This window comes from Paenibacillus sp. FW507-14B1B, from assembly GCF_058781425.1.
In genome coordinates, this window is record NZ_JBYSWS010000002.1 from 1,365,878 (window position 1) to 1,381,705 (window position 15,828).

Genomic DNA, 15,828 nt, shown 5'->3' on the forward strand with positions numbered 1-15,828 from the left:
AGTACCCTCTCCTTCCCCTTCTAACGAATCTCTTCTATATCAATTATAAAAACACGAAAGAATGATTCCCTGCTAGTTACGCTCGCTCAGGTAATCCCCGCTCTTACCACCCGTCTTACGAATTAATTTCGTCGGACCGATCTCCATATCCTTTTGCATTGCCTTGCACATATCGTATACAGTCAAAGCAGCTGCAGACACAGCCGTTAGGGCTTCCATCTCTACCCCCGTCTTTCCTGTTGTTCTCACGGTTGCTTCTATATATAATTCATCCAGGTCGTTATTGCCAAACTCCACATTTACACCCGTAAGGGGAAGTGGATGGCACATCGGGATCCAATCTGATGTCTTCTTGGCTGCCATGATAGCCGCTACTTGCGCTACTGCCAGTACATCACCTTTTTCAATACCGCCCTCTTGAATGCGGCGCAGCGTTTCTGGATACATCTTTATAGTTGTTATTGCAGTGGCGCTCCGGGATGTAATGTCTTTATCACTTACGTCCACCATCTTCGCTCTACCTTGCTCATTAAAATGACTTAGTTCCATTCCATCACCTTCCGCTAGAATCCAGACTTTATGTAACCATTCTCTGTTATAAGCCCATCCAGACGCAAGTCATGACATTCCATCGGCACTTGGTTCGTCAGCTGTGCTTCATACCCGAGGCCGATCCATAAGGGCGGCTTGCACTCTTCGTTCATCTGTGTTGTCAGCAGGATCCGATCCCGAAGACGATCATAATATCCGCCTCCATAACCGAGCCTGCCACCTAATCGATCAAATGCAAGTCCTGGTACCCATATGATTTCTGGAACAACATCCGCTAAACATTGACTTGCATGTGTTGGATCTGGCTCAAGAATACCATATGCCCCTCTAATCAGTTCGTCCTTGCTATGGAGCGTGTACAGCTCCATCATTCTGCTCTCCTTGATACTCCTTGGTACAATGACATCCACACCATTCTCCCACGCCCATGTAATTAGCGGCCATGTATCGAGTTCCGAACGAAACGGAACATATACCAGCATACTCTTCACATGATGTAGCATCAGAAATTCAGCCGCATGACGGCAGACTTGACCCGAAATCTGGTCTCGAAGACTGCTTGTCATAGAATCTCTTAGTGCAATATGATGTGCTCGAAGTTCAATTTTGGATTCAGAAATGTTCAGGGCAAGTCTTTCCTCTCTTGCTTATAATTATGTTTAGTTTACCATTGTTCCTCCCATTCGCCAAGAATGTCGGAAGTCACCTTCAATCGGTCGCTTGTTTACTATTTTTCATGTAAACTTACACTATCATCATCTGAATTTTATCGATGAATTATGAACTATATATAGATGGAGGTTATAACTCTCATGCTGCTGCAAGCCAATGGCATTACGAAATTATATGGAGTCACCCCTGTGCTAGAGGGAATCAATCTGCAGGTTCTGGAACGCGAGCGAATCGGACTTGTTGGGGTCAATGGCGCGGGGAAATCAACACTTCTTCAGATTCTGGCTGGAGAGCTGTCGCATGACGACGGACAAATCTTTAAAGCTAAAGAAACAACAATCGGATATTTAGCTCAAAACAGCGGACTCCACTCAGATCGATCCATCTGGGAAGAAATGCTCGATGTGTTCACACCACTTATCGAGGCCGAACGCGAACTTCGGCTGATGGAGCAGCAAATTGCTGATCCAGCTTCCAGTGAAGATCCTAAACGCTATCAAGACCTGCTTGACCGATATGCTATCCGATCTGACTGGTTTAAAGATCAAGGCGGTTATGAAATGGAAACACGGATCCGCAGTATTCTCCATGGGATGGGTTTTGGTACCTTTTCACCAGATACTCCGATCTCCACTTTAAGTGGCGGTCAGAAGACACGCCTGGCCCTCGCGCGCATCCTGCTTCAAGCCCCTGATCTGCTTATGCTCGATGAGCCTACGAACCATCTGGATATCGCGACATTGACGTGGCTTGAGGATTATCTCCGTGGATATTCAGGTGCGTTACTCGTAGTATCCCATGACCGTTACTTTCTTGACCGCCTCGTTACTACCATCGTGGAAATTGAGCGGCATCAATCAAAACGCTACACCGGAAATTACAGTAAATATATTGAACTGAAAGCCGCTGAATACGAGTCACAACTAAAACAGTACGAGAAGCAACAAGATGAGATCGCGAAAATGGAAACTTTTATTCAGCGTAACCTTGTTCGTGCTTCTACAACAAAACGTGCTCAGAGTCGCCGTAAAGCGCTGGATCGGATGGAGCGCATGGATAGACCCATGGGCGATCTCAAGAAAGCTCACTTCTCCTTTGAGGTTGAGTACATGTCCGGTAAAGAAGTCCTGCAGGTAAAAGATCTATCCGTCTCCTTTAAGCCAGGAGAAGCCTTGTTCCAAAACGTATCTTTCGATCTTCGTCGAGGAGAAACCGTAGCATTGATTGGACCGAACGGAATCGGGAAATCAACGCTGCTTAAATGCCTGATCGACGATATGAAACCTGCCTCCGGTACTTTGCAATGGGGAACAAAGGTTAAGATCGGTTATTACGATCAGGAGCAGTCCGAATTGAACCCGAAAAATACCGTACTTGAAGAACTATGGAGCGCCTATCCTCACATGGAAGAAGCACGTGTGCGCACTGTACTTGGTAATTTTCTATTTAGCGGGGAAGATGTCCTCAAAAAGATTGGTTCTTTAAGTGGTGGTGAAAAGGCACGCGTATCTCTGGCAAAGCTGATGTTATTAGAAGCCAATATGCTCATTCTGGACGAGCCTACCAACCACTTGGATTTGTTCAGTAAGGAAGTTCTCGAATCTGCGCTAATGGATTATGAAGGCACTCTATTCTTTATTTCACATGACCGTTATTTCCTGAATAAGATGGCAGAACGCATCGTTGAGCTTCATCCTGACGGAGTTCAACATTTCCTGGGTAATTACGACGATTATACAGATAAACAGCAAGAAATTGACGAAATGAATAACGAACCTTCCGAACCATTTGCGCGTCCTGGACTTAAGCAGGAGACCACTCAAGAAGCCACTCCTGAGAAACAAGGTGCCTCGTCTTTCGAAGCAGACAAACAAGCCAAGCGTGAAGAAAGAAATAGACAACGAAAGCTCGCTAGCTTGGAGGAACAGATTCATACATTAGAAACTGAAATCGCAAATCTAGAAGCAGAAATGGCTCTGCCTGAAATTTATCAGGACTATATGGCTTTGCAAGAGCGACAACAAGCTGCGGATACAAAGAAATCTTTGCTTGAAGAGATTTTTACAGAATGGGAATCATTGTTGGAGGCATAATAAAGCTATTAAACAAAAAGACAAAAAATGTTCACAAAATAGTTTCAAATCTAACATTAGAGTTATACACAAAGTTATCCCCAGATTAAGTGCATAAGTATGACCGAAAAATGGCCTATTAGGCCATTTTTTTGTTGTTAAATTAGCTTTTGAGTATACATACCCAAGTTTATCCACTAAGTTATACACATTATCCACAATTTTGACAGATGTTTTTGAAACTTTTACTCTCTATTTTCAACGACTTGCAAACCGAGAATTTATCCGCGTTTTTATGATTTGCACACATTTTTGAGGGGACATGTGGATAACCTTGTCCACAACTTGACAGATTATTGATCCATTTATACAGGGCACATCCTTCAATAAAAAAAGCCCGCCCTCTCTTTCATTACAAGAGAAGACAAGCTTAATTTAATCTGGTTAGATCCTATAGCTTATTAGAAGTCCATTCCTCTAATGGCAACTGAGGGTCTGCCTTCATATCAAGTGGCGTCGAAACTCCCTCTTTCCATTTTAGATGTGCCGCGGCACCAATCATAGCTGCATTATCTGTACAGTATTGATGCGGAGGAATGGTTAGGGGAATTCCTTCCGACTCACAGCGTTCCGAGAGAAGACGACGCAGCCCACGGTTCGCAGCAACCCCTCCGCACAGGAGAAGCTGCTTCGCTCCAAAAGCCTTTACGGCACGCACGGCTTTTTCCACCAGTACTTCGATCACCGATTCCTGAAACCCTCTCGCGATGGCCCCAGTTCTTACTTCCTCCCCGCGCATCTTACTCTGATTCACTACATTCAATACAGCCGATTTCAGTCCACTGAAACTAAAGTCATAGGAGTCTGCCTCTAGCCAGACACGTGGAAGCGATACAGCGTCCTCTGCTTCCAATGCCAGCTTGTCTACATGAGGTCCACCAGGATATGGGAATCCCAATGCACGAGCCACTTTATCATACGCTTCGCCGACGGCATCGTCACGTGTACGGCCAATGAGTTCAAAGCTTCCTTCAGACTTCATGTATACAAGTTCTGTGTGTCCTCCAGATACAACAAGTGACATACACGGATATTCAATGGGCCCTACAATCCGGTTAGCATAGATATGTCCTGCAATATGATGAGTTCCAATCAGCGGTTTACCGAGTGCATAGGCCAAGCTTTTGGCCGCTACAACACCAACCAACAAGGCACCAACAAGACCTGGACCTTGCGTTACAGCTACCGCGGACAAATCCTGCATATCAATGCCCGCTTCCTCCACAGCTTCCTCTATGATCATCGTGATACATTCCACATGCTTACGTGATGCTACCTCTGGCACGACCCCACCAAAAGCCTTATGCGTTTCGATCTGACTAGCAATCACACTGGATAATACTTCATGTCCATCTTTTACAATCGCAACCGATGTTTCATCACAACTCGTTTCAATAGCCAAAATCAAGCTATGATTCTCTATGTTCTGTTCATTCATGATAGAACTTCGCTTCCTTCCTCGCCGCCGTCTTCACGGTAGGTGGGCAAATCCGCCCACATAATCAGCGCATCCTCTCCATTATCGGAATAATACCCTTTGCGGATGCCTGCAGGCTTAAACCCTTTTTTAGTATATAAACGTCTAGCAACCTCATTGCTTACTCGAACTTCAAGTGTAATCCGTTCCATTCCGAGAAAGGCTGCGGTCTTCATCAACTCACTGAGGAGCAATTCCCCCCATTTACGACCCCGATATGCACTTAACAATGCAATATTGGTAATATGCGCCTCATCGACAATCGTCCACATTCCCGCATAACCAATAGTCTTGCCTTCATACTCCATTACCATATAACGCGCAAAATGATTCATTTTGAGTTCATTATGAAATGCTTCCTCTGTCCAAGGAAGGGTGAACGCATCCTGCTCAACGACCATAACATCAGGTATGTCTTCGATGGTCATCATGCGGAAAGACAGACCTTGCTCATTGACCTGTGTTCTGTATTCCTGTTCCATGATCGATCCTACGCTCCCTTCATTTCTTGCGCAGCAGGTTCGCTTCCGCTTCCGAAAGCTGTGTATAGTTAGGTATAAGTCCGTGTGTAGCGTCAGAGTCTCCGATTCGTAATCGTTCAGCACCTAAAAGACCAACATAACGGCCTTCTAACTCGTAAGGCAGGATGTGCAGCGGACCTTGGTACACTTCACGAAGACGTTCTGCCGCTTCTGCATGTACTGCAACATCACCCGTAAACCAGATTGAGGTCGGCTGTTCTTCTCTACTAAGAGATTTCAGACGTTCTGATAATATTTCAACCCATGTCGCCATTAAGCGAATCGCATCTTCCTCAAGCCGCTCAGGTATAGTCGCCGCTTCACCAGCGAATAATGCAGTATACACTTGACCTCGTCTTGCATCAAGCAATGGGATAACCCAGTGTCTTTCATGACTTGAAGAAGTTGCTTCAAGTCCTGTTGCCAGTCCTCCCCAAGCGATCGCATGGAGACTCGACACCCCAACTAAGGGAATTTTCTTCGCCCAAGATAACGTCTTAGCTGCTGTAACCGCCATTCGAACCCCTGTATATGAACCTGGTCCCACGCCAACAGCAATGCCATCTATCTCATTCATGGTCAGACCCGCTTCTTCCACTGCACGAGCTATAACCGGGTGCATATGAACGGAGTGATTTCTCTCCCCGTTGGCATTGATTTCTTTCAATAATTCATGATTATCCATCACGGCCACTGCAAGTGTAGCTGTAGACGAATCCAACGCCAAAAACCGCTGCCGCGGCTTCGTATTCTGATTATTCATTGATGCTTACCCCATTTTCATTCAAGTCACGGCACCACTGGCTATAAGGCTCACCATAGCTCTTAATGCCGATTATCCGCTCTGATAAGCCGGTTGTTTCTATTGAAATGTGAAGATAATTTTCTGGCAAAAGTTCTGTTATTAAACTGCTCCATTCCACGAGACAGACGCCTTCACCGAAAAAATATTCGTCTAGACCAAGCTCATCTGCTTCATCCATTGATAATCGGTATACATCCATATGATAAAGAGGCAAACGCCCCTCATACTCTTTAATGATCGTGAATGTAGGACTATTCACCACACCGCTGATCCCGAGGTGTTTAGCAAAACTTTGCGAGAATGCCGTCTTCCCCGCTCCCAAGTCGCCGTCCAGACCAATGACCGTTCCCGGAAGCGAACGCTCAGCCAGCCAAGCTGCTAATTGTTCCGTATCCGCCGGATTTTTGGACATGTAACGGAAGTCATAACCGCTTTCTGTCACGTGTATACCCACCTTTTAGACATAAGAATTCTGCATCATTTCCGTTTATGCAAAATACTTTGATATCCATTGATTATCTGATTTAACTTGTCCTTAATTATATCGGTCTCCTCACCAAGCCGCAAGAGAAGTCAAATTTCGTTTCACGGTATAAAAAAACACCTACTCTCGTAGGACACCACTTGATGGCGTTCCTCCAAAAGCAGATGCTTCCTAGACTCTTCTACTCTCCTTCTTCCAAACGCTCCACACTTACCGTCATCGTATTCGTTGGTCTAGAGCCTACCTGAACGGTTGCCATACCATTCGCTGGATCGATTTGTTCAATCCATACGGGCTCCCCCTCTAATTTCACTTTATACGTATCCTCTGATTTAAAAATCTGAACCGCTCTTTCCATTTCCATACCCTATTCGTCCTCCTCTCGCATGTCTGTATTCCTTGGTGTTTCATCCACTGTTATCATCGTATCGGTTGTTGTGGAACCAATCATTCCATTATGCTCCGTCACATTACCTCCACCGAGCCCTTCATTCACCATCCGATCAATATCAAACATCGTGGACTCACGACTCAGCTCGCTATCCTCTGAAGTTAAGTTATTCCAATCGAGCATTTCTCCATTTACTAGCTCCGTCGTATCTATTGCTCCCGAGTCCAAATCCTTATGCTTCAATTCTTCTTCCTTCTTATCATTCTCACGGGTCATGATTGCACCTCCTTACATCGGGAAAGCCCCTTCGTTCCATCGTCAATATGCCACAAAGTTCTGTCGTTTATACAAAGTCAATGCAGCACACATACTAGAGTCTTTTTTTGGGCAAACTAATTAGAAAAATGATAGGGAGGAATCATAGATGCATACCGTATGGAAAGGCGCAATTAGCTTCGGACTTGTCCACGTTCCCGTCAAAATGTTCTCAGCCACGGAGGATAAGGATATTTCAATGAGATATGTGCATAAGACTTGTGGAAGTCCGCTCTCCTATGTTCGCAAATGTCCCGTTTGTGAGGAAGAAGTAGGCTGGGAAGAGATCAATAAAGGTTACGAGTACGAGAAGGGGAAGTTTGTTCTATTTGAAAAGGAGGAACTAGAGCAACTTTCTGAACAAAATAGTAAAAATATTACCATTTTAGATTTTGTAGATTTAACAGAAATCGATCCAATCTATTTCCAAAAAACCTATTACCTATCTCCTGATCAAGCAGGTGCAAATGCCTATCGACTTCTTCTTGAAGCGATGCGACAATCCGGGAAGATCGGTATTGCCAAAATTGCGATTCGCTCCAAAAGCAGTATGGCTGCGATTCGTGTCATCGAGGAATGTTTAGCCATCGAAACGATATTTTACCCAGATGAGATCCGTCCCATATCACAAGTCCCCAACCTGCCGGAGAATGCTGAAGTAAATGAGAAGGAGCTTACGATGGCACGTATGCTGATTGATCAGCTATCCACGCCGTTCGATCCTAGCAAATATACAGACGATTACCGTGAACGCCTACTTGAGATGATCTCCAGCAAAGTAGCTGGCGAAGAAGTTAAGATTGCCCCTGCCCGTCAAGAGACGAATGTCGTTGATCTCATGGCTGCTCTGCAAGCGAGTATTGAAGCGGTTAAACCGATTCCTACAGATCCTGGTACGACACCGAAACCTAGAAAATCAGCCCGAAAGACCGCTGCTAAAGAGCCTGTAGCCAAAGTGAGCGGAGAAGCACCAGATGCCGGAGGACCGAAGCCGAAACGCCGTACAACGAAATCCAAGAAGACAGATACGGTCTCTTGAGTATGATTGATCTAAAAAGTCTTCTCCCTAGAGAGCCCATGGCACCACTCTCGACGGAATCCATTCCAAGCGGAGCGGAATGGGGGGTTCAATTAAAGTGGGACGGCGTGCGCATACTGGCCCTTCTTGAAGCTGGAGAGGTAACGCTTGTATCCCGTAAACTACTTAACAAGACGGCACTCTATCCCGAAATTGTACAATCCCTGTCGGAGCTTAAAGGCAAGCGACTTCTTATAGATGGAGAAGTAGTATATTTCGATCCTGAACTGGGCCGACCTGTATTTCAAAAAGTTCTGCAGCGGGAACGCTCGCGTGCGATCAGCACGAAAGCTCCACACTTTACGTATGTCCTGTTTGACATTCTGATTGATGATGATCAGGACTTGCGACAGCTTCCATATGTTGAACGTCACCAGCGATTGCAAGAGATCGTAGCGAATAAGCCTGGTCTGCTCGTTGCAGACTTGTTCCGTGATGGACAATCCTTGTGGAACTGGGCCAAAGAGCGAGAATGGGAAGGAATTGTAATCAAGCGGCTATCCTCTCCTTACCGTGAAGGAAAGAAGCATCAGGACTGGTATAAGAAAAAAATAGCTATAAACCTAGCGACAGAAGCAATCGCCATCATCATCCGAGAGGGACGTGTAGCCAGTCTCGTCCTCACAGGAGAAGACGGTTCATACATCGGCAGAGCCTCATTAGGTCTCAATGAGCAGACCAAACGTCAGTTGCTTCAATATGCCGAAAGACATCAGGGGAGTGCAAGGTGGAAAGAACTGCATACCGATCTGAAGAAGGAGAAACTGACGTGGCTCCTTCAGCCGTTAACCGTTCATGTGACCTTCTTGGAGTGGAGTCAGGACGGCATGATGCGTCATCCTAAGCTGCTCCGTATTGAAGGGTTGGATTCCTAATGAGGAAACAAGTTAAAGGAACACTCACCATTGAAGGACAGAACATACAAATTACGAACCCAGATAAGCCCTTATGGCCAGAGGTTGGGATAACCAAAGCGATGTACCTACAAAAACTGGCAGCACTTTCCCCCTTCTTACTTCATTATTGCCGGGGAAGATTGCTGACAACGATTCGATATCCACATGGGGTGCCCGGCGAATTTTTCTATCAGAAAAACGCTCCCGAGCCAACCCCCACCTTTGTCAAAACAGCTCAGCATGAAAATATAAATTACGTCCTGTTAAACGGACTGCCTGAGTTGTTGTGGCTTGGTAATCTAGCTGCACTTGAATTCCATCCCTCACTGCATTTAGCAGGGAGTACACTTCCTTGTGAGTGGATGATCGACCTCGATCCCACCTTACCGGACGAACCACGTATTATGGAAGCCACATCGATTGTTGGCAGCGTATTAAGTTCGCTGGGTATCTCCTCTGTGCCAAAAACATCAGGTGCGACAGGCGTTCAAATCATCGTACCCATTCCAGAAGGAATTACATTTGAGGAGCTTCGGACACTTGGACAATTCGTTGCTCAATATGTGACCGAGAAGCATCCGAAACTGTTCACCATCGAAAGACTCAAGAAAAACCGAGGAGACAAAATATATTTCGATTATCTTCAACACTTCAGTGGGAGAACACTCGCTGCTCCCTATACACCAAGAGCTCGCCCGCTGGCTACCGTGTCCACTCCGTTAACTTGGGATGAAGTGTCTCGGAATGTTTCACCAACCGATTTTCACCTGCTTAATATTGAGAACCGATTGCGAGAAAAGGGTGACTTATTAGCCTCGCTACCTCCTCAGCCTATTGAACCGATTCTTCACCATTTGTCATCCAAAAGGAGAACGTAGGCCCTCCGGGTAACCCTCCCATCCAGAGCTGTATCTTTCGCTTCGTCTGCAAACGCCCAGAGCACTTCACTCACAGGCATCTGGGCTCATATTGCCGAGGATTCCCTCCAGTATCTATTTAACGAAACTACTTACAGAACGGAACTACTGTGCAAAATAGAATCAAAACAGCTGGGATCTTCCGATCATTTTTTACATATCCTGCTTCCCCTTCATGAATCTAACTAGTTGAATTTCAAGTAAAATTAGGAAAGTTTTATCGCACATATGTAAAACAAAACATAATCAATGGGTATTTTCGCGCACAATATTCAATTAGTAAATGAATCTTTATTCCTCATTCCATCAATCGAACAACACATTTGCGAAAAGGAACCAATATATCCATATATAGCCTATTAAGTTAACCTATGATATGATGTGCAGTGTTTTGGCACGACCTAATACATATTTGGAGGCTGTAATTGTGAAACGAGTTTTTGGCTTATGGATTGCTCTAATGCTCGCACTCTCTTCCACCGTGGGAGCAACTGAAAGTGATGGAATTAACTTTGTTGAAGGTGGAGATGGGGTTAAGGTTGATATCGGCACAGTAGGAACATTGGAGCTTAGTGAAGATTTCTACTACCTTAATCAAGAAAACGTTAAGAAATTTTCAGTCATGAATGGCAATACACTGAACGGTCAGGAAGTAGCAGGCATAGGTCCTTTAACAGAGGGGCAAGACTGGTTCGTGTACTTTGATTATTACGATTCTGGACATATTAAAAATGCAGAAAAAGAAAAGATAAAGCCAGACAAAATCCTTAAGGAAATTACTGAGGGCACGGAAGCGGCTAATGATGATAAGCCTGCTAGTGACCATATATTTGTAACTGGATGGGACGTTGAACCATTCTATGATTCCGATACCCATAATCTCACCTGGTCACTCATGCTTGAGGACAATGAACAAAGACCATTTGTTAACTACCAAGTAAAACTGCTTACACGAGAAGGATACCTAAGTGTCATACTCGTAAGTGATAGTGAAAACCGGCAGGAGGCCGCTTCTATTCTGTCCAATGAAATCTTACCTAAGTTTTCAAATGTCCAAGGACAGCGGTATGAGGATTTCGATAATTCTACAGATAAAGTTGCAGAAATGAGCTTAACTGGATTGATTCTAGGTGGAGCAGGTTTAGCTGTTGCCAAGAAAGTTGGGCTCCTGATCCTTCTCAAGAAGTTCTGGTATGTAATTGTCGCTGTTCTCGTTGCAGGATTTAACTGGATCCGTAAGCTTGGTCGTAAGAAAGAGCAGCCCGCGGAGGCTTCTGTGAATTCCCCGGAAACAAATCAAGGACCTGATCATCCTGCCACATAATAGCTAAAACGAAACAGATACAAACAGACCACTCAAAGAATTCCCTTGAGTGGTCTGTTTGTTTTTATTAATTACTTCGGACAACAAAACTTTAGTGAATATCCTTCTTCTTGAAGCGTCCGCCCTTAACGTCATGGATATTACCAACCGCTAGAAACGCCTGAGAGTCCCAATCTTCTACGATTGATTTCAGTTTCGCTTCCTCAAGTCTTGTAATGACTACAAATATAACTTTCTTACTATCTCCAGTATACGCACCTTCGCCGTCCAGATACGTTACACCGCGGCCTAAACGCTGTGTAAGTGCATCCCCAATCTCTTTATATTTCTCGCTAATAATCCAGACCGACTTCGATTGATCAATACCTTCTATTGTAATATCAATCAGCTTGAATGCCAGATAGTAAGCGATAAGAGAGTACATTGCATGGTCCCAACCAAAGATAAACCCTGCACTACCAAGAATAAAGAAATTGATAAACATGACCACTTCACCAACAGAGAATGGTGATTTCTTGTTAATCAGAATGGCAACGATTTCAGTACCGTCAAGCGAACCACCTGAACGAATAACGAGTCCGACACCGATACCGAGTATAACACCACCAAATACAGCAGCAAGAAGCGGATCAATGGTAAGTGGGGACACAGGATGGAGAATATAGGTCCCTACCGACATAACCAAAACGGCGAAAAGAGTGGACAGTGCAAACGTTTTGCCGATTTGCTTATACCCCATAAATAAGAAGGGAAGATTGAAGAGAGTTAAGAACACACCGAGTGGTATATGAGTGATAGATGAAACCATGATCGAAATCCCGGTTATTCCTCCATCAATGATACGGTTTGGCACGAGGAAAATTTCCAAACCAACGGCCATGAGAATAGCTCCAAGCGTTAAAAAAATAAACCGACGGAAAAGCCTTGCTTGGAGAGATCTCGTAGATGGCTTTTCCGGCTGTGGCTGATTTATCTGAGGTATTGGCGGCTGCGGTGTGGGCTGCGGCTGCGATATTACATTCAATTCGCTGGACATAAAATTCCCCCGATCATTTTACAATAAAGCCCCGTAATTACTTCTAAGCTTTATCCCTTAGTTTATTTTACCATAAAATGATGGGCGCGATATAGTAATCCCAGAGATTAAAGTAACGGAGAAAGCATTCGGCATAATATCTCCGAGACCTTTTGCAGCCTTCCTCTTTCATGAAATACATGGGCATCGATCTGATGGCTATTCATCAGGTCTTCTTCAAAATCTATGACCAATCGGTTAATTGGCTCCTGATCGAATAGAACTGCAGTTAGTTCAAAATTACAGAAAAAACTACGCATATCCATATTCGCTGTACCTACTGAGCCGATCAAATCATCTACAATCAGCACTTTTGCATGAATAAACCCTTTACGATATTCGTAAAATTTCACCCCTGCAGTCAACAGATCCTCGACATAAGATAAGGATGCGAGCTTAACTAGACGCGAATCGGCCTTATCCGGAATAATAATTCGCACATCTACTCCACTAACAGCAGCCGTCTTAAGTGCCTCATATAATCCCTCATCAGGAATGAAGTAAGGCGTTGTGATCCAGATCCGCTCTTTCGCTATAGAAATCGATCCGAAGCACATCTCCTGAATAGCATTCCAGTTCATATCTGGACCACTGCTCAGAATTTGTACCTGCTCTCCACCTGTGCATTGATGTTCTGGAAACAGACTGAGATCCACAATCTTTTCTCCTGAAGCAAGCTTCCAGTCTTGAAGAAATACGTTCTGTAGAAAATAAACCGCATCTCCCTCCACTTCTAGATGCGTATCTCTCCAGTATCCCATCTTTGGGTACTTACCCAAATAATCGTCACCAACATTAATCCCGCCTAGAAAACCAACGGTACCGTCAACGACTACGATTTTACGGTGATTCCGATAATTGATCCTGCGATTAAATACCGAAACCATGGCCGGGAGGAAAAAATGAAACTCCACGCCTGCCTCTTTAAATCGGCGAATAAACGAATTCTTAAGCTTATAACTACCTAAACCGTCACAAATAAGCCTTACCTTAACGCCTTCCTTCGCTTTTCGAATCATGACATCTTGAAATTTCGTACCGATGGAATCATGCCGAAAAATATAAAACTCCACATGGATATGGTCCTTCGCATTCTCCATTGCTTTCAACATCGCAGCATACGCCTGTTCACCATCCGTTAACACCTTACTGCTATTACAGCCAGTAATCGGGCTTTCTGAGAGATGATTCAGCAAGTTGAACAATCGCAAATTGTGATGGAAATCAGGATTATGCATATCTGACGCTTGATGCACAACAGCTGCTTCCTTCCATAAATGCTCTCTAATCTCCTGAAATAGACGTGTACCTCGGTTACGAATCTTTAGACGGTGCTGATAGTCTTGTGCGACGAAAAAGTATAACACAAAACCAACTAACGGTAGACAAAATAAAATAAACAACCATGCTACAGCCTTGGACGGATTTCTGAATTCCAGCAACAGCACCGCAGCCATCTGGCATATGAATGCTATAAGCGCAAGCAGAAGCCACATCATAATGGCAGCCCCCTAACTTGAATGAAAAAGATGATAGTTACATCATTGACCATTCATTTATGTATTTATTCAATACATACCCATTCAGATCCACTTATGAACACTACCGCATCTTGTAATATTTTTGACATGTTTCTCACAAAAGTAGAATACATAGAGAATAGAAGCCGTCCAACTCATCATCGTTACCATGTAATACATAGAAAGAATGAAAGGGGATGCCATGAAGAACAAACGAAGGAAACAGCGTTTAACCTTGCTGGTACTCCGTGACGCTCAGCAGTCCGTTAAACAAGTTCATCTGTCCAAGCCTTTGATGATTGCCGTACCTGCGGTCGCCCTCCTATCTATTTCAAGTCTGATCGTTTCTATGCAGATTCACTCTGCTCGCACCATCTCTCAACTCGAACAAGAGTTGACATTAAAGAGTCTAGAGTCGCTGAAGATGGAAGTTACCGTCACCAATAAAGAAGAGGCCATTGAACGGCTCAACAAAGCGATCATTCAATTGTCTAGTGAAGCGGCACAGACCAAGACACAAATGAAGAGAGTTAAAGAGCTTGAGTTAGAGCTTAAACAGTTTATTCAGAAGCATGGCTCCACAGGTGAAGAAATCTCCTCAAGATCTATCGACAGTAACAACCATGTTGGCGGTGAATATATTGCGGTTCACGAGAACGAAATGCTGCATCTAGCAGAGGAAACACAAGATGACTTTGAGGCCATACAGAATCTGATCAAGACCATGGAGAGCCACATTCCAGAAACACTTGATCAAGCAGTGGAGACACAAACCAGAATCGAGGGAAATCCAACACTGTGGCCAACCCACTCCAAACGCCTCACCTCTAGCTTCGGATATCGTAGTGACCCCTTTAATGGCCGCTCCGCTTACCATGCCGGCATTGATATCGCAGGTGAACGTGGTGACCCTATACTAGCAGCGGGCTCAGGCATCGTAACCACCGCTGAACGAAGCAACGTTCGTGGAAACTACATCATCATTCGTCATCCCAATGGACTTGAAACATGGTATATGCATCTGGATAGTCTAGAGGTTACCGTTGGAGATCAAGTGGAACAAGGTGAACAGATAGGTAAGATGGGGACCACAGGACGGAGTACAGGACCACATCTTCACTTCCAGGTCGTCAAGAGCAGCCAAACCGTAAACCCGTTGCTGTACGTTCAATAAATGATCGGTTAAGGGGGAGAATATTCGTGAAAAAAACGAAGAGAAAAAAATTCACATCTGCTGGAACAAGCACACTGATCAGCCAAGGCAGTCAGATTGAAGGCAAGCTAAACTGTGATGCTGATCTACGAATTGATGGGAAGTTCAACGGCTCCATCGAAAGTCAGGGAAATGTAACCATTGGCGAAAGTGCCATTGCGCGTTCCAATATCACAGCTAAAGAAGTGATCATTGCAGGCAAGGTGTTCGGGGATATCTCAGCTGAAGGTAAACTCACGATCACTCCGACGGGACAAATGCATGGGGACGTCATTGCCTCCTCTCTCATCATCATGGAAGGCGGCGTCTTGAATGGAGCGAGTCATATGGAGCATTCGGGCGCTGATCATGATTCCAGTAAAACAACGCTTGAATCCTTCTCTATTCATAGATCTGAGGCGGGGTAAATCACATAATTATGACTTCCTCTATGGTCCGCCAGGGCCTTTCCCATAC

17 protein-coding genes are annotated in these 15,828 nt (G+C 44.6%); 7 read left to right on the forward strand and 10 right to left on the reverse strand.

Going from position 1 to position 15,828, the window contains the following annotated elements; all coding sequences use genetic code 11:
- Positions 1 to 72 precede the first annotated feature (72 nt).
- Complete coding sequence (moaC, locus tag AC3WJJ_RS14960) at positions 73 to 549, reverse strand: cyclic pyranopterin monophosphate synthase MoaC (protein WP_492541762.1); 477 nt, start codon at positions 547 to 549, stop codon at positions 73 to 75.
- Positions 550 to 563: 14 nt separating this feature from the next.
- A complete protein-coding gene (locus AC3WJJ_RS14965) occupies positions 564 to 1,178 on the reverse strand; it encodes a 5-formyltetrahydrofolate cyclo-ligase (RefSeq protein ID WP_492542069.1) in 615 nt (204 codons plus the stop codon).
- Positions 1,179 to 1,364: 186 nt separating this feature from the next.
- On the opposite strand from AC3WJJ_RS14965, the gene AC3WJJ_RS14970 reads away from it, so the two are divergent.
- Entirely contained in the window at positions 1,365 to 3,317 is a 1,953-nt protein-coding gene (locus tag AC3WJJ_RS14970) for an ABC-F family ATP-binding cassette domain-containing protein (protein WP_492541764.1), read from the forward strand.
- A gap of 430 nt (positions 3,318 to 3,747) precedes the next feature.
- On the opposite strand, the gene tsaD is transcribed toward AC3WJJ_RS14970, so the two are convergent.
- The 6 genes from tsaD to AC3WJJ_RS15000 form a co-directional block, all read right to left on the reverse strand.
- Positions 3,748 to 4,794 carry a tRNA (adenosine(37)-N6)-threonylcarbamoyltransferase complex transferase subunit TsaD gene (gene tsaD / locus AC3WJJ_RS14975; RefSeq protein ID WP_492541766.1) on the reverse strand — a complete coding sequence of 349 codons (1,047 nt, stop codon included), beginning with the start codon at positions 4,792 to 4,794 and terminating at the stop codon, positions 3,748 to 3,750.
- Complete coding sequence (gene rimI, locus AC3WJJ_RS14980) at positions 4,791 to 5,315, reverse strand: ribosomal protein S18-alanine N-acetyltransferase (protein WP_492541768.1); 525 nt, start codon at positions 5,313 to 5,315, stop codon at positions 4,791 to 4,793. Before rimI ends, tsaD begins: the two co-directional genes overlap by 4 nt.
- A 19-nt stretch (positions 5,316 to 5,334) precedes the next feature.
- Positions 5,335 to 6,117, reverse strand: a complete 783-nt coding sequence (gene tsaB, locus AC3WJJ_RS14985; protein ID WP_492541770.1) for a tRNA (adenosine(37)-N6)-threonylcarbamoyltransferase complex dimerization subunit type 1 TsaB — start codon at positions 6,115 to 6,117, stop codon at positions 5,335 to 5,337.
- The gene (gene tsaE / locus AC3WJJ_RS14990; protein ID WP_492541771.1) at positions 6,110 to 6,601 is read right to left on the reverse strand and encodes a tRNA (adenosine(37)-N6)-threonylcarbamoyltransferase complex ATPase subunit type 1 TsaE; all 492 of its coding nucleotides are present in this window, start codon (positions 6,599 to 6,601) and stop codon (positions 6,110 to 6,112) included. The genes tsaB and tsaE overlap by 8 nt, the downstream gene beginning before the upstream one ends.
- Positions 6,602 to 6,824: 223 nt before the next feature.
- The gene (locus AC3WJJ_RS14995) at positions 6,825 to 7,007 is read right to left on the reverse strand and encodes an H-type small acid-soluble spore protein (RefSeq protein ID WP_422658169.1); all 183 of its coding nucleotides are present in this window, start codon (positions 7,005 to 7,007) and stop codon (positions 6,825 to 6,827) included.
- A gap of 3 nt (positions 7,008 to 7,010) precedes the next feature.
- Complete coding sequence (locus tag AC3WJJ_RS15000; RefSeq protein ID WP_492541772.1) at positions 7,011 to 7,310, reverse strand: hypothetical protein; 300 nt, start codon at positions 7,308 to 7,310, stop codon at positions 7,011 to 7,013.
- Between the two features lie 148 nt (positions 7,311 to 7,458).
- On the opposite strand from AC3WJJ_RS15000, the gene ku reads away from it, so the two are divergent.
- The 4 genes from ku to AC3WJJ_RS15020 all read left to right on the forward strand — a co-directional run bounded on the left by ku (position 7,459) and on the right by AC3WJJ_RS15020 (position 11,564).
- Positions 7,459 to 8,388, forward strand: a complete 930-nt coding sequence (ku, locus tag AC3WJJ_RS15005; protein ID WP_422658171.1) for a non-homologous end joining protein Ku — start codon at positions 7,459 to 7,461, stop codon at positions 8,386 to 8,388.
- A 2-nt stretch (positions 8,389 to 8,390) separates the two neighbouring features.
- Positions 8,391 to 9,302, forward strand: coding sequence for an ATP-dependent DNA ligase (locus AC3WJJ_RS15010; protein WP_492541773.1), 912 nt, complete (start codon positions 8,391 to 8,393; stop codon positions 9,300 to 9,302).
- On the forward strand, positions 9,302 to 10,201 hold the full coding sequence (ligD, locus tag AC3WJJ_RS15015) for a non-homologous end-joining DNA ligase (protein ID WP_492541775.1): 900 nt from the start codon (positions 9,302 to 9,304) through the stop codon (positions 10,199 to 10,201). Before AC3WJJ_RS15010 ends, ligD begins: the two co-directional genes overlap by 1 nt.
- Positions 10,202 to 10,667: 466 nt before the next feature.
- Positions 10,668 to 11,564 (forward strand): DUF2167 domain-containing protein, encoded by an 897-nt coding sequence (locus tag AC3WJJ_RS15020; RefSeq protein WP_492541777.1) that lies wholly within the window; start codon positions 10,668 to 10,670, stop codon positions 11,562 to 11,564.
- Between the two features lie 91 nt (positions 11,565 to 11,655).
- Here the strand turns inward: AC3WJJ_RS15020 and AC3WJJ_RS15025 are convergent, their stop codons facing one another.
- Together AC3WJJ_RS15025 and cls are read right to left on the reverse strand one after the other, a co-directional pair.
- Entirely contained in the window at positions 11,656 to 12,546 is an 891-nt protein-coding gene (locus AC3WJJ_RS15025; RefSeq protein WP_422661533.1) for a YitT family protein, read from the reverse strand.
- A 161-nt stretch (positions 12,547 to 12,707) separates the two neighbouring features.
- Entirely contained in the window at positions 12,708 to 14,138 is a 1,431-nt protein-coding gene (cls, locus tag AC3WJJ_RS15030) for a cardiolipin synthase (protein WP_492541779.1), read from the reverse strand.
- Between the two features lie 223 nt (positions 14,139 to 14,361).
- On the opposite strand from cls, the gene AC3WJJ_RS15035 reads away from it, so the two are divergent.
- Positions 14,362 to 15,333: a M23 family metallopeptidase gene (locus AC3WJJ_RS15035; RefSeq protein WP_492541781.1), complete on the forward strand. Its 972-nt coding sequence runs from the start codon at positions 14,362 to 14,364 to the stop codon at positions 15,331 to 15,333.
- A 26-nt stretch (positions 15,334 to 15,359) separates the two neighbouring features.
- Positions 15,360 to 15,779, forward strand: coding sequence for a bactofilin family protein (locus AC3WJJ_RS15040; protein ID WP_492541783.1), 420 nt, complete (start codon positions 15,360 to 15,362; stop codon positions 15,777 to 15,779).
- Positions 15,780 to 15,828: the final 49 nt, after the last annotated feature.

Excerpts from the sequence above, each read along its gene's own strand:
- AC3WJJ_RS14970 (WP_492541764.1), top strand. The coding sequence starts at position 1,365 with ATGCTGCTGCAAGCCAATGGCATTACGAAATTATATGGAGTCACCCCT.
- AC3WJJ_RS14995 (WP_422658169.1), bottom strand. The coding sequence starts at position 7,007 with ATGGAAATGGAAAGAGCGGTTCAGATTTTTAAATCAGAGGATACGTAT.
- moaC (WP_492541762.1), bottom strand. The coding sequence starts at position 549 with ATGGAACTAAGTCATTTTAATGAGCAAGGTAGAGCGAAGATGGTGGAC.
- ku (WP_422658171.1), top strand. The coding sequence starts at position 7,459 with ATGCATACCGTATGGAAAGGCGCAATTAGCTTCGGACTTGTCCACGTT.
- tsaD (WP_492541766.1), bottom strand. The coding sequence starts at position 4,794 with ATGAATGAACAGAACATAGAGAATCATAGCTTGATTTTGGCTATTGAA.
- cls (WP_492541779.1), bottom strand. The coding sequence starts at position 14,138 with ATGATGTGGCTTCTGCTTGCGCTTATAGCATTCATATGCCAGATGGCT.
- ligD (WP_492541775.1), top strand. The coding sequence starts at position 9,302 with ATGAGGAAACAAGTTAAAGGAACACTCACCATTGAAGGACAGAACATA.
- AC3WJJ_RS15035 (WP_492541781.1), top strand. The coding sequence starts at position 14,362 with ATGAAGAACAAACGAAGGAAACAGCGTTTAACCTTGCTGGTACTCCGT.
- rimI (WP_492541768.1), bottom strand. The coding sequence starts at position 5,315 with ATGGAACAGGAATACAGAACACAGGTCAATGAGCAAGGTCTGTCTTTC.
- AC3WJJ_RS15000 (WP_492541772.1), bottom strand. The coding sequence starts at position 7,310 with ATGACCCGTGAGAATGATAAGAAGGAAGAAGAATTGAAGCATAAGGAT.
- AC3WJJ_RS15010 (WP_492541773.1), top strand. The coding sequence starts at position 8,391 with ATGATTGATCTAAAAAGTCTTCTCCCTAGAGAGCCCATGGCACCACTC.
- tsaB (WP_492541770.1), bottom strand. The coding sequence starts at position 6,117 with ATGAATAATCAGAATACGAAGCCGCGGCAGCGGTTTTTGGCGTTGGAT.